This window comes from Limnospira platensis NIES-39 (genome assembly GCF_026000695.1).
GTDB lineage: Bacteria > Cyanobacteriota > Cyanobacteriia > Cyanobacteriales > Microcoleaceae > Limnospira > Limnospira platensis.
This window is the reverse complement of the sequence record NZ_AP026945.1, coordinates 5,362,603-5,375,739: the sequence shown is the minus strand read 5'-3', so window position 1 is coordinate 5,375,739 and position 13,137 is coordinate 5,362,603. Positions and strand designations below refer to the sequence as shown.

10 protein-coding genes are annotated in these 13,137 nt (G+C 45.1%); 7 read left to right on the top strand and 3 right to left on the bottom strand.

Going from position 1 to position 13,137, the window contains the following annotated elements:
* Positions 1–56: 56 nt before the first annotated feature.
* Entirely contained in the window at positions 57–539 is a 483-nt protein-coding gene (petD, locus tag N39L_RS26310) for a cytochrome b6-f complex subunit IV (protein WP_014276838.1), read from the top strand.
* Positions 540–584: 45 nt separating this feature from the next.
* Positions 585–3,134, top strand: a complete 2,550-nt coding sequence (locus N39L_RS26305) for a glycosyltransferase family 39 protein (RefSeq protein ID WP_014276837.1) — start codon at positions 585–587, stop codon at positions 3,132–3,134.
* Between the two features lie 673 nt (positions 3,135–3,807).
* Here N39L_RS26305 and N39L_RS26300 read toward each other — a convergent pair.
* The gene (locus N39L_RS26300) at positions 3,808–4,542 is read right to left on the bottom strand and encodes an NUDIX hydrolase (protein WP_006616567.1); all 735 of its coding nucleotides are present in this window, start codon (positions 4,540–4,542) and stop codon (positions 3,808–3,810) included.
* Positions 4,543–4,544: 2 nt separating this feature from the next.
* Positions 4,545–5,129, bottom strand: coding sequence for a nicotinate-nucleotide adenylyltransferase (locus N39L_RS26295; protein WP_014276836.1), 585 nt, complete (start codon positions 5,127–5,129; stop codon positions 4,545–4,547).
* 127 nt (positions 5,130–5,256) lie between these two features.
* Between N39L_RS26295 and N39L_RS26290 the strand changes: the two genes are divergently transcribed.
* The 3 genes from N39L_RS26290 to N39L_RS26280 all read left to right on the top strand — a co-directional run bounded on the left by N39L_RS26290 (position 5,257) and on the right by N39L_RS26280 (position 9,752).
* Positions 5,257–6,207, top strand: coding sequence for an ABC transporter ATP-binding protein (locus N39L_RS26290; protein ID WP_014276835.1), 951 nt, complete (start codon positions 5,257–5,259; stop codon positions 6,205–6,207).
* A 45-nt stretch (positions 6,208–6,252) separates the two neighbouring features.
* Positions 6,253–7,839, top strand: coding sequence for a hypothetical protein (locus N39L_RS26285; RefSeq protein WP_014276834.1), 1,587 nt, complete (start codon positions 6,253–6,255; stop codon positions 7,837–7,839).
* Positions 7,840–8,027: 188 nt separating this feature from the next.
* Complete coding sequence (locus N39L_RS26280) at positions 8,028–9,752, top strand: potassium channel family protein (RefSeq protein ID WP_014276833.1); 1,725 nt, start codon at positions 8,028–8,030, stop codon at positions 9,750–9,752.
* A gap of 56 nt (positions 9,753–9,808) precedes the next feature.
* On the opposite strand, the gene N39L_RS26275 is transcribed toward N39L_RS26280, so the two are convergent.
* Positions 9,809–10,591, bottom strand: a complete 783-nt coding sequence (locus N39L_RS26275) for an amino acid ABC transporter ATP-binding protein (protein WP_006616437.1) — start codon at positions 10,589–10,591, stop codon at positions 9,809–9,811.
* 156 nt (positions 10,592–10,747) lie between these two features.
* Here N39L_RS26275 and rplI point away from each other — a divergent pair, with 156 nt between their 5' ends.
* A complete protein-coding gene (gene rplI / locus N39L_RS26270) occupies positions 10,748–11,206 on the top strand; it encodes a 50S ribosomal protein L9 (protein ID WP_006616436.1) in 459 nt (152 codons plus the stop codon).
* A gap of 115 nt (positions 11,207–11,321) precedes the next feature.
* Positions 11,322–13,085 (top strand): replicative DNA helicase, encoded by a 1,764-nt coding sequence (gene dnaB, locus N39L_RS26265; protein ID WP_006616435.1) that lies wholly within the window; start codon positions 11,322–11,324, stop codon positions 13,083–13,085.
* Positions 13,086–13,137 lie beyond the last annotated feature (52 nt).

Genomic DNA, 13,137 nt, shown 5'->3' with positions numbered 1-13,137 from the left:
TTGCTACCCCGATGGTGGCAGAGCCGAATCATAATACTAAGGAGAGCGATCGCACCATGTCAATCATGAAAAAGCCGGATCTTAGTGATCCAGTCTTGAGAGCAAAAATTGCTAAAGGTATGGGCCATAACTACTATGGTGAACCAGCTTGGCCCAATGACTTGCTGTATATTTTCCCGGTGGTTATCGTGGGAACCTTTGCCCTAATCGTTGGTTTGGCAGTCCTTGACCCTGCTATGGTAGGAGAACCTGCCGATCCGTTTGCGACTCCCCTGGAAATTCTGCCAGAGTGGTACTTCTGGCCGGTGTTCCAAATTCTGCGGGTAGTCCCGAACAAATTGTTAGGGGTGTTAATGATGTCTTCCATTCCGGTAGGTCTATTGGTGGTTCCTTTCATTGAAAATGTCAATAAGTTTCAGAACCCCTTCCGCCGTCCTGTCGCTACAGCAATATTCCTATTTGGAACTTTTGTTACCCTCTGGCTAGGTATTGGCGCAACCTTCCCCATTGACAAGTCTTTCACTTTGGGCTTGTTCTAGTATAATGACACCAGAAATCGGGTTTCTTAGGCAATTGAGGCGAAGGTGTCCAATATTGTCTGGGAAGCTCGGTTTAGTTTTGATGAGGTTCAGAGTTATCGGGAGGGAAAGGTTATCGCTGAAGGGTCAAAAAAAATAACAGGTGCGATCGCCATTAGTATAATCTGGCTAATAGGAGCCATTAGCGATCGCCTTTGGTTTATCTTTGATCGGTCTGTACCCGCCTGGGACCCCGCCTATTACCTAACAGGAAGCCTGATCTATCGCCGCGCCTTCGAGGACCCCCAATGGTTTTCTGGTCAATGGTGGGATTATATCTGGAACCTGTCAGCCAAAATCCCCCCCCTAGTATATATTCTCACCATTCCCTTTCAAAATATATGGGATCCTAGTCCAGACACTGCCAACCTAGTGCATCTGCTTTTTAGTGCCATATTACTAGGGTCTGTGTACGGTATCGGATGCCAACTTTTTAACCGCCAAGTAGCTTTATGGGCGGCGGGTTTATGCTTATTACTCCCGGCATTATATTTATATCGTTTTGAATATCTCCTAGATTATCCCGTCACGGCCAGTGTCGCCTTCTGTTTTTTCCTGCTGACTATGTGGCGCAAATGTGAACAACCGCGTTATCAGTGGTTATGGGCGATCGCCGTAGGAATATCCGTAGGACTGGCATTTTTAGTCAAACAAACCACCGCCCTATTTTTGTTTGTTCCCCTGTTGTGGGTAACGGTGGGAACCCTAAAAAGACGGGACTGGGGAAGGTTTTTTCAAATGGCGATCGCTGGCTTGCTGTCTGTGTTAGTCTTCGGTCCGTGGCTGTCAAATACCTGGCTGTTAATGATCACATCAGTACAACGGGCCACTATATACGCCGCGCGCGCCGAAGGAGATCCTCCCTTAACCGACCCCGAAGCCTGGACCTACTATCTAAGTCTCCTCCCGGACCATGTGTCCTGGCCGTTATTATTAGTTCCCATTGTCGGTTTTTTACTTTACCTAATTCGGTGGCGCAGCCTTCCCCCAGACACCCCGAAATCTAGTTTCGCCTGGTTAGGAGTCTTTCTCATTGGGGGATATTTACTCTGTTCTCTCAACCCCAATAAAGACTTTCGCTACAATTTCGCCCTATTACCCATGCTCTCAATTGTATTAGCTTGGGGACTCACCCTCTGGCCGAAATGGTGGGGGGTGAGAGTGCGTTGGGGAACTTTAGCCCTAGCTGTGTTGTTAATGATCTTAACTCTGTGGCCCGTGGGTGGAGTTCCCGGTCAACAATTCCGCAGCTTGCTAAGTCCCGGAAATACCCGCCACGCCGAAATAGGCGTTAACTGGCCTCACCCAGAAATTATATCAACCATTTTGGCAGCCGAACCCTACCTACAGAATACCATCGGGGTTTTGCCTTCCACGGAAAATATCAATCAGCATAATATCGACTACTATGGCGCAATTAAAGATTTTCAGGTCTACGGTCGCCAGGTGGGTATTGCTTATGACGAAGTTTCTCAAGATGCTGGTTCCCTTTGTTGGTTTATCACCAAAACGGGAGATCAGGGTTCTGTCGATCGCATTAAAGAAGCCCAAGCCTTGATGGTAACAGCGATCGCCCAAGGTCCTCAATTCCCAGTTTATCGTAATTGGCTCCTACCAGATGGTAGCACTTTAAACCTCCATCGTTGCACCCCCTCACCCGTGGAAGTTTCCCCCCGCGCCGATATTTCTGAGGTCGTGAATTTAGAGGCGGTAATTGTTCCTGAAAGCACCCCCCCAGGGACTCCCATTCCCATTACCTACATTTGGTCAGGTCCCCCACAACAGCTTGAGTCGGGTTTGGTGTTATTAACTTGGACTGGATCAGATGATGACAATAATACCCAATGGTTCCACGATCGCGCCATAGGTTCAGGACGGCTAGAATTACCAGAAGACACAGCCACAGGGTTCGAGGTGGTTGAACGCATGGCTATGCTGCCGCCACCGGATGCTACACCGGGCAATTATACCCTGCAAGCCACCTATTTAAGCCGAGAAACCGGGGAAACCTATGCGATCGCCTCCCCCCCCATTACCCTCACCATTGACCCTAATGCAGCCCCCTCACCCGCCCCAGAATTGGATTTAATTACCCAACTTCAACAACTCGCCCTAAAACTTCCCCAGGGTATACAGGGACTGGAGGTAATTTTTAATGAAATTCGTCGCATTAACCAATATGATCCTGTCCAGGACTATACCAAACAGGCCCAAAAAACCCTAGCCTATAGGTTAAACCAAGAACCGGATAATTTAAACCTAGCATATAGCCTAGCTTTAGCTTCCGTGTTAGAACAGGATGTAAATGGAGCGATCGCTGCTTTAGAAACAGTCACCAAACTCGATCCTAATAACCCCTTCGCCCATGGTTATCTCGCCTTTGTACACCTATATAATTTTAACGCTAGAGCTGCCGAAATTGCCCTAAAACCTGCCTTAGAGTTAAGCCCTGAACAACCAGAGTTTTTAGTATTACGGGGGGTTTCTGCCCTGTTACAAGGGCGCTTTATGCAAGCCAAACAGGACTTACAAGCATTAAGTTTAATTAATAATTGATAATTAATAATTATTAATTGTAGGGGCGCGCCTCCGCTGTCAATTCTCCATCCCCACAACCATCTTAATAAACCCGCCCCACCTGCTGTCAATTCTCCATTCCCACGACGATATTAATAAACCCGCCCCACCGTTTCGACTGAGAAACCGGGTTTCTTGACCACCATATGGGTGGTGCGTCAGATGAACAAAATTTGCCGTTGACCCGATAGGTTATCCCTCTGACGCACCCTACGATATGTGTAATAATTAATCATTGTAGGGGCGCGCCTCCCCTGTCAATTCTCCATGCCCACGACGATATTAATAAACCCGCCCCACCGTTTCGACTGAGAAACCGGGTTTCTTGACCACCATATGGGTGGTGCGTCAGATGAACAAAATTTGCCGTTGACCCGATAGGTTATCCCTCTGACGCACCCTACGATATGTGTAATAATTAATCATTGTAGGGGCGCGCCTCCCCTGTCAATTCTCCATTCCCACGACGATATTAATAAACCCGCCCCACCGTTTCGACTGAGAAACCGGGTTTCTTGACCACCATATGGGTGGTGCGTCAGATGAACAAAATTTGCCGTTGACCCGATAGGTTATCCCTCTGACGCACCCTACGATATGTGTAATAATTAGTAATTGATAATTACTTACTATTTGAATTGGCTGTAGCGCACTAGACAAAAACTAAAGGTTTATCCTTTAAGGGGCTAAAGGCTTCAGCGTCGAAGCGGTAGAGGGTGGCGGGTCGTCCTGCGCCGCGAGAGGTTTTGATACCTGTGTCAGACAGAAAGCCTAGCTTGAGTAAACGGGCGCGAAAATTGGAATAGTCCGAGAAACCCTCACCTAAAACTGTTAGATAAAATTGGTATAATTCCCCTAGGGTAAAGAGTTCTGGCAGTACATCAAAAGCTACTGGACTGTATTCTAACTTATTACGCAGGCGACGATATCCATATTCTAAAATCTGATTATGGTCAAATGCTAGAGATGGTACTTCTTCTATGGGATACCAAGCTACCCCGGTTGATTGATTAGGAATTAGTTGGGCTTCCTCAAATCTAACTAGGGCAAAATAACTCACAGATAGGTAACGAACATTATAACTCCCTGCACTTTCTCGCGGATCGCGATGGGGTCCGCCAAAACTATAAAGCTGTTCTAAATAAAGGTTTTCTACCTTGATTTTTTCATCTAAAATCCGATAAGCTGCATCTTCTAAAGATTCCCCTTGACGCACTAAGGTCCCCGGAAGACTCCAACGATCGCAAAAAGGTTGCTGTTGTCGCATTACCAATAATACCAACAGGCGATGAGCAGCGGTATCAATGGAAAAAATAATATTATCCACTCCTACCTTAAAGTCAGCGAGGGGGTGGCTAGTCGATGGTTGTGGGGGATTTCCTGCCATATTCAGGACTGCTGGCCAGAACTAGATTGATATAAATTTTGGCGGGCGATATAATCAGCCACCGCCGCCGGAATGGGATGGGGATCACCTGCTTGGCGAAAATCAGTGGAGGAAACAGGTAAACCCTGCCAATTGGCGATCGCCACTTTTCCCCCTAACTCCCGCAGTTTTGCCAAATCGGAGTCTTCAATGTCGTAGCCTGGTCGGGGAACCACTAATAAGTTAACCTCACCCAACAGATCATTAATTTTATACCAACGGGGTATCTGTGATACCAAATCTGAGCCGATAACTAGGGTAAAGTGATCATTAAGCCAAGATTTCCGAGCCTGGTGGACGGTTTCAATGGTGCGGCGACTGCTAAGTTCTGGTTTGAGCAAAATATTATTTCGGGGTGGATAAATTGAGTTAATCAACACAAATAGCATGGCTTGTCGATGGTCCAGGGAAGCCCCATGAGACTTAAAAGGGTTATCAGCAGCCCAGACTAAAACGCGATCGAATTTCTGAGCTAGTTGAGTTAGAATAGACTGGTGGCCTTCTGTGGGAGGATCGGCGCTGGTTCCAAACAAGGCAATTCTGCTCATCGATTAATGCTCATCACTGGGTTTATTATCCCTATATACGGGGAAACTCGCAACAATAATCATCATCCTTCCGTAACCAGAACAGTCAGCATTGTAGTCCAAAATAACAATTCACAAAATACCCCTTATGGCTAAAGAATTGGCGATTGAAACCCGGGGACTAACCAAACAATTTGACCGCCATATAGCAGTTCATGACCTTGACCTACAGGTGGCGGCGGGGGAAGTTTACGGATTGATTGGCCCTAATGGGGCGGGAAAAACTACCCTACTGCAGATGCTGGCGACTGCAGAAGAACCCTCAACCGGAGAGATTTATATTCACGGAGAAAGGCTATTACGCGATCGCACTAATCCCACTTTAAAGCAGTATATTGGCTATCTCCCTGATGATTTTCCCCTCTATGATGATCTGACAGTTGAGGATTATCTCGACTATTTCGCTGGATTATATTATCTCCGAGAACCTAAGCGATCGCAACGGATTTATGAAGTTTTAGAATTAGTGGATCTTACCCATAAACGCCATAGCCTAATTGCTACCCTGTCTCGGGGGATGAAACAAAGGTTAAGTTTAGGGCGGACAGTAATTCATCAACCCCTCTTGCTGTTGCTTGATGAACCCGTTTCCGGGTTAGACCCCATCGCCCGCCAACAGTTTCGCGACATCATTAAAACCCTCCGAGAAGCCGGAATGACAATTCTCATTTCTTCCCATGTTCTCAGCGATTTAGAGGATTTTTGTACATCTATCGGTATTATGGAACTTGGCTATTTAGTCGAGAGTACATCTTTAGCCGAACTCTATCAGCGCCTGAGTAATCAACAAATTTTCATTTCCACTCTCGGACCTGTTAATCCCTTAGTTACACATTTAAAAAATTGTGCCAATATAGAAGAGTGGGAAGTAATTCCCGAAACTCAACAGATACGGGTGCAGTTTACCGGTGATTTAGAAACACAAGCCCTTTTATTGCGATCGCTCATAGATGCAGGTTTACCTATTACCCAATTTTATCCCACCCAGGAGAATTTAGAATCAATTTTCTTGAAATTGGGACATAAACAGGCATCTTAAAACCGCTCACAATTAACCAACTATTCTTGACTTCAGGTAATGATTATGATACCTAATTTGATGGCATCTGTAGCTAACTGGAATCCCCAGTTAATTCGAGAATTAAAAGGCAGACTCAAACCTCGCAACATTACCTTAGTTAGTAGTGTTTCTCTCCTCAGCCAAGCACTGCTGATCTTCTTCTTTTATGCTCAATTACCCACCGAAAAAAGTCCCTATGGTCGATATGTCCTAGACTCTAAACAGTTACCCATAGTCATTGAATGGCAAACCTGGTGGAATGATATATTTATGACCCTGAATTGGATTTTACCCATGGCTTTAATGTTGGGTGGCGTGTATATGCTCATTCAAGATTTGGCCCTAGAGGAAAAGCGCGGCACCCTCAATTTTATCCGCCTCAGTCCTCAACCAGGTCGGGATATTTTAGCCGGAAAGCTAATGGGTGTTCCCATTTTACTATACCTAGGATTATCTTTAGCTTTACCATTGCAGATTGTCGTGGCTATTAACGCACAAATACCCATGGGATTACTGTTATTACAATACGGGGTATTTGCTATTGTCGCCATGAGTTTATTTAGCCTATCTCTGCTATTACCTTTAGTAGGATTTGCCGCCGGGTGGCTAGGAGCATTAATCGCTGTATTTATAGTCTTTCCCAGCTTACAATTTTTTCAATTAATCTTTGGTGTAGCCCGATTAGCAAACGATAACCCAAATGCTTGGCAAGATTTTAATAATCGCTGGGATTTATGGATTAAATGGTTTAATATTCCGGTTAGCTATAATATAGCTGCCTGGTATGGATTTATGAGCCTAAGTTTAGTGATTTTAATGGTGGGGACTTGGCAAGTTTTAAACCGCCGATTCAGTGACCCCGCTACCACATTACTCAGCAAAAAACAGAGTTATTTAGCAGTATTTAGCCTCAACATATTTTTACTGGGTTTTGTCACTCCTATCCGGTCTACATCATGGCAGGACTTAGGAACATTTTTCCTATATGGGCTAATTCCCTGGTGCTTATTGTTGGCGATCGCCGCCTTATCTCCTCAGCGTCAACCCTTGCAAGATTGGGCGCGTTATCGTCGAGAGTCTACCCGTAATCACCTCAAAAATCGCCAACTATTCCAGGATTTACTCTGGGCAGAAAAAAGCCCCAATATGTTAGCAATATTCGCTAATATCATGATCACAATTGTCCTGTGGACTCCCTGGATTTTGACCGCGAAATTTAAATTTAATTCTTACCAATCTCATCAAAATTGGCAGGTTATTTTTAGCTTGGTTCTCCTGGGTGGTTTAATTCTAATTTGTGCAACTGTAGCGCAGTTAATTCTACTCAATAAAATCATCAAACCGCAACTTTGGGCGGGAGGAATTATTCTCGCTATCCTGGTATTTCCTTTCATTTCCATAGTGCTTATGGCAATAGAACCCCACCAATATCCCCTGCCATTTTTGCTGTCTTTTATGCCTTGGGCTACTTTAGAATCAGCACAATTTATCGACTTTTTCCTGGCTATAGCTATCCAATGGACTGGCTTATTCTTACTGAATGTGAAGCTACATAAAAACTTGCTCAAAGCCGGAGAATCTCAATCTAAAGCCTTGCTAACTAACAGGTAGATTGACCTAGAGTTTTTCTAACTCAGATTTTCTAACTCAGGGTGATTGATAGCGATCGCCCTGTATTTATCTAATCGCCAAACGGTGTTATGGGATACAATTGTCATAATTTGTGGCTGTCATAATGGTGGATTACACACCCGACAGTAGACCTAGACCCTCCCCTGGGAGTCCACAATTCCTGAAATATGAAACCTAGAATTATCGTTTGCAATTTAGGACGCACTGGCTACAAAATTTTTTGTCTGTTGAGACAACAAGGAGCTATTGTTGTAGGGGTGAATGAGCAACCCGTCAAAGGTGAAGGATCAGATGTAGTTGTCGGTAGTTTTCGCGCCGCCTCTACCCTGTTAGCCGCTGGTATTCAAAGCGCCCATGCCCTCGTACTGGCTGGTAATGATGATGCTACCAATCTAGCAATTTTAATGCAAGCGAGGATTCTCAATCCCCAAATCCGAATTATTAGCCGTCTGTTTAATACTAATTTAGGACAAAGCCTCGATCGCATTTTACCAGATCATACTACCATGAGCGTCTCCGCCCTAGCCGCTCCCGTGTTTACCTTTGCCGCTTTGGGAAGTCGTGCTATTGGTCAACTGCGACTATTTAACCAAACCTGGCCAATTCATGAAGAATTTATCGATCCTGAACATCCTTGGGTCGGTAAAAGCCTCCATGACCTATGGTGCGATCGCGATCGAATGCTGATCTATTACATTCCTAATAATAGCCACTTAGATCTAGTTTCAGCAGTTATTGAGGGACAAAAACTTGATGTAGGCGATCGCCTAATTATTGCCACTAAACCCAGTATCCGCACCCAGCGTTTCAGCCTCTATCAAAGGGGGATGAAATTCATCAACAGCCTAAAAAAGTTTCAACAGCATGGCAAAAAAGCCCTTTTAATAACCCTGGTGTTAATGCTGACAATTTTCTTGGCTACCCTAACTTATGTAAGCATTAACTTAGATAATTCCCTAGTTGACTCCCTATATTTTTCAGTAGGAATGATTACCGGGGCTGGTGGTAATGAAAAAGTCGCAGAAAATGCCCCTGATAGCATTAAAATCTTCACCGCCATAATGATGCTAGTAGGTGCCGGGGTAATTGGTGTCTGTTACGCCTTACTTAATGACTTTGTACTAGGAACCAGGTTAACTGAATATCTCAACGCTACACGGGTTCCACAACGCAACCATTATATAATCTGTGGTTTGGGTGGCATTGGTGTTCTAATTGCTGAACAACTACACCGCAGCGGCTATGAGGTAGTGGTCATTGATCGCGATCCTAACTGTCGCTTTATCAGTACAGTGCGATCGCTTAGAATACCCTTTGTCGAAGGTGATGCTTCCCTGTCGTCTGTCTTAGACAGCGTCAATGTTCGACAAGCAGAAGCCCTCCTCGCCGTCACCAGTGACGACACCGCCAACCTAGAAATAGCCCTCAGCGCCAGGGCTATAGCACCCCACCTGCGGATGATAGTTCGTAACCAAGACCCTCAATTTGGGTTAATGGTTCAGCAGGTATTTGATTTTGAGACCGTTTTGAGTCCCACAGAAATTGCTACGCCCGCCTTTGCGGCAGCGGCGATCGGCGGTAGAATTTTAGGCAATGGCATCACCGCTGATAGTCTTTGGGTCGCCCTAGCTACCCTCATCACCGCTAACCATCCCTTTTGCGGACAAAGGGTGAGAGATGTCGCCACCAGAGTTGATTTTGTCCCCCTGTACATCGAAACCAACAGCCAAACTATACATAGTTGGAAGTTATTAGACTCCCTGCTAAATCCTGGAGATGTTCTTTATTTGACCCTTCCCGCGCACCGTCTCCAACAACTTTGGCATCCTCTATCTATTAACCGTCTCCCCGGGAATTTGAGCCCAACCGAAAAAGCCACCAGCGACAGATAACTTATCCCTGATGTCTGCAATGTTTTCCTGCTAACCGTTTCAGGTTTTCAACTCTACTATAGAATTTGTGACAAAAATCTCTTAGTCCGTTCTTCTTGAGGATTGTTGAAAAACTCCTCTGGAGTCCCTTCTTCCACCAACAGACCATCTGACATCAAAACAACGCGATCGGCTACTTCTCGCGCAAATCCTACCTCATGGGTGACACAAACCATCGTCATCCCCTCACTAGCCAAAGTCCGCATCGCATCCAATACTTCCCGCACCATTTCCGGGTCGAGGGCGGACGTAGGTTCATCAAATAACATAATTTTCGGTTGCATAGCTAGGGCGCGGGCGATCGCCACCCGTTGCTGCTGACCCCCAGAAAGCTGACCCGGATACTTTTTCGCCTGTTCCAGAATACCAACCCTTTCCAAAAGTTGCATAGCCACCTCCTCAGCCTTAGCTTTCGGCCATCGCCTCACCCAGATCGGTGCTAGGGTGACATTTTGCAGGATGGTTAAATGGGGGAATAGGTTAAACTGCTGGAACACCATTCCCACTTCCCGACGAATTTCCTCAATATTTTTCAAATCATGGGAAAGCGTGATCCCGTCAATAACAATACTCCCTTCCTGAAATTCCTCCAAAGCGTTAAATGTCCGAATAAACGTAGATTTTCCCGAACCACTCGGACCCATGATCACCACCACCTCACCCCGTCTCACCGTTAGGCTGACACCTCGGAGAACATGGAAGTTATTACCATACCACTTATGGACATCCTGAGCGATAATGACAGCATCAGAAACGGGTGTTTGCGAGTCTTGGGGCGGACCGGCTTGTGTCTGTGTCATTTTAGGTACAATTCAAGTCATATTAAATTTTACCGTCGATTATACCTGAAATCTGCCCGGACTGCCCGACACAGATTTTTTCGTTTTTACTTGCGATCGCCCCCTTTATATCGCTAAGATAGAGTGTTTGGGTTAAAAAAGTTATGAGGAACCATTATGTCAAAGCGAACTCAAGTCGTTCTCACTAAGGATGTTAGCAAATTAGGACGGGAAGGCGATTTAGTAGAAGTAGCCCCCGGTTATGCGCGCAACTATTTGCTACCCTATAGTTTCGCAGTCCGCGCCACTCCCGGTATTCTCAGACAGGTCGAACGCCGCCGGGAAGAAGAACGTCAACGGTTGATTGAACTTAAACAACAAGCCCAATCCCGCAAAACCGCCCTGGAAACCATCGGTCGGTTTACCATTGCTAAACAAGTCGGCGAAAATGAGGCTATCTTTGGAACCGTCACCACCAGCGAACTAGCCGAAGCCATTCAGAAGGCTACAGGTCAAGAAGTAGATCGCCGTGGTATCACCTTACCTGATATTAACAAAATTGGTTTCTATAAGGCTGAGATCAAACTCCATCCTGAAGTTACCGCCACCGTGGAAATCCATGTAGTTGCTGAGTAGCTATCTGCTACCATAGAACTATCCTGGGGCGCAAGCCAGACGCGCCCCCGCTTCCGCTAATTAATAACTGTTAAACAGCCACTATCTACTATCTACCGTCTACAATATCCTAATTATGGCTGAGAGTCTGCCGATATCGCCGTTAAGCAACGATCGCAACCCTCCCCAAAATATTGAGGCGGAGGAAGCCATTTTAGGTGGCATACTTCTTGACCCGGAAGCTATTAGTCGCGTCGCCGACATCCTCAAACCAGAACATTTTGCCATTAGCGCCCATCAAAGTATTTATCGGGCTACCCTAACCCTTCATTTACAGGGAAAACCCACAGATTTAATGACCGTTACTACCTGGTTAGCAGATCATAATCAATTAGATGCTGCTGGCGGTCAGATGAAGTTAGCCGAATTAGTCGATCGCACTATTTCCGCTGTTAATATTGACCAGTATTCTTTATTGGTCATAGATAAGTTTTTGCGCCGTCAGTTAATCCAAGCTGGTCAGGAAGTCGCCCAGTTAGGCTATCAGACTAACATGGAATTAGAAAAGGTTTTAGACCAAGCCGAACAGCGGATTTTTGGGGTAACACAAATTAAACCAAAACCCGATTTATTGTCAATTTCAGAAACCTTAATTGAGACATTTCAGGGCATTGAAGAACGCTCCGAAGGATTAGCATTACCAGGTATTGAATGCGGTTTTTATGACTTAGATGCCATGACCGGAGGCTTTCAACGGTCGGATTTAATTATTGTAGCTGGTCGTCCCTCTATGGGAAAAACCAGTTTTGCTATTTCGATCGCCCATAGTATTGCTAAAAAACACAATTTACCAATTGCCGTTTTTAGCCTAGAAATGTCTAAGGAACAGTTAGTTCAACGACTGTTATCTAGTGAAGCCAGAATTGAAAGTAATCGACTGCGATCGGGACGCATTAGCCAAGCTGAATGGGAACCCCTCACTCAGGCGATCGGAACCCTATCAGAATTGCCAATTTTTATTGATGATACTCCCAACCTTACAGTTACCGAAATGCGCTCAAAAACCCGCCAGCTACAGTCTAAACAAGGTGGTAACTTAGGGTTGGTTTTAATTGATTATTTGCAGTTAATGGAAGGTGCTAACCCTGATAACCGAGTCCAGGAATTATCTCGCATTACGCGATCGCTTAAAGGTTTAGCTAGGGAACTAAATCTGCCAGTAATCACCCTCTCCCAATTAAGTCGAGGCGTTGAATCACGCACCAATAAACGTCCCATGATGTCCGATTTAAGAGAGTCTGGTTGTTTATCAGGGGATAGTTTAGTCACCCTAGTAGATAGTCGTTTACCAGTTCCCATTCGAGAATTAGTTGGCAAATCTGACTTTTCAGTTTTAGCTGTAAATCCAGACACTCAAAAGTTAGAAAAAGCCACAGTTCAGCGAGTTTTTGCCACCGGAGTTAAGCCAACTTTTCATTTAAAAACTCGTTTAGGAGGTACTATACAAGCCACCGCTAATCATCAATTTTTTACCCTCAAAGGTTGGGAACGTTTAGATAAATTGACTACGGGTTGTCAAATCGCTTGTACCGCCGAAACTAATATTTATTGGGATGAAATTTCTGCCATTGAACCCGCTACAGAAACCGATGTATATGATTTAACAGTTCCCGGTTTACATAATTTTGTAGCTAATAATATCATCGTCCACAACTCCATTGAGCAGGATGCCGATATAGTAATTATGCTATATCGAGATGATTACTACAACCCAGATTCACCAGATCGCGGTCTAACCGAAATTATTATCACCAAACACCGCAACGGACCCACAGGAACTATCAAGCTACTTTTTGACCCTCAATATACAACCTTCCGTAATCTCGCCAGAGGCAGATAATTCTTACTTTTAATTATTCCCTGTTATCCATTATCCATTATCCATTATCCTG

What these genes read in the sequence shown, in the direction of transcription:
- rplI (WP_006616436.1), top strand. Translation starts at nt 10,748, where the DNA reads ATGTCAAAGCGAACTCAAGTCGTTCTCACTAAGGATGTTAGCAAATTA.
- N39L_RS26285 (WP_014276834.1), top strand. Translation starts at nt 6,253, where the DNA reads ATGATACCTAATTTGATGGCATCTGTAGCTAACTGGAATCCCCAGTTA.
- N39L_RS26280 (WP_014276833.1), top strand. Translation starts at nt 8,028, where the DNA reads ATGAAACCTAGAATTATCGTTTGCAATTTAGGACGCACTGGCTACAAA.
- N39L_RS26275 (WP_006616437.1), bottom strand. Translation starts at nt 10,591, where the DNA reads ATGACACAGACACAAGCCGGTCCGCCCCAAGACTCGCAAACACCCGTT.
- N39L_RS26300 (WP_006616567.1), bottom strand. Translation starts at nt 4,542, where the DNA reads ATGGCAGGAAATCCCCCACAACCATCGACTAGCCACCCCCTCGCTGAC.
- petD (WP_014276838.1), top strand. Translation starts at nt 57, where the DNA reads ATGTCAATCATGAAAAAGCCGGATCTTAGTGATCCAGTCTTGAGAGCA.
- N39L_RS26295 (WP_014276836.1), bottom strand. Translation starts at nt 5,129, where the DNA reads ATGAGCAGAATTGCCTTGTTTGGAACCAGCGCCGATCCTCCCACAGAA.
- N39L_RS26290 (WP_014276835.1), top strand. Translation starts at nt 5,257, where the DNA reads ATGGCTAAAGAATTGGCGATTGAAACCCGGGGACTAACCAAACAATTT.
- dnaB (WP_006616435.1), top strand. Translation starts at nt 11,322, where the DNA reads ATGGCTGAGAGTCTGCCGATATCGCCGTTAAGCAACGATCGCAACCCT.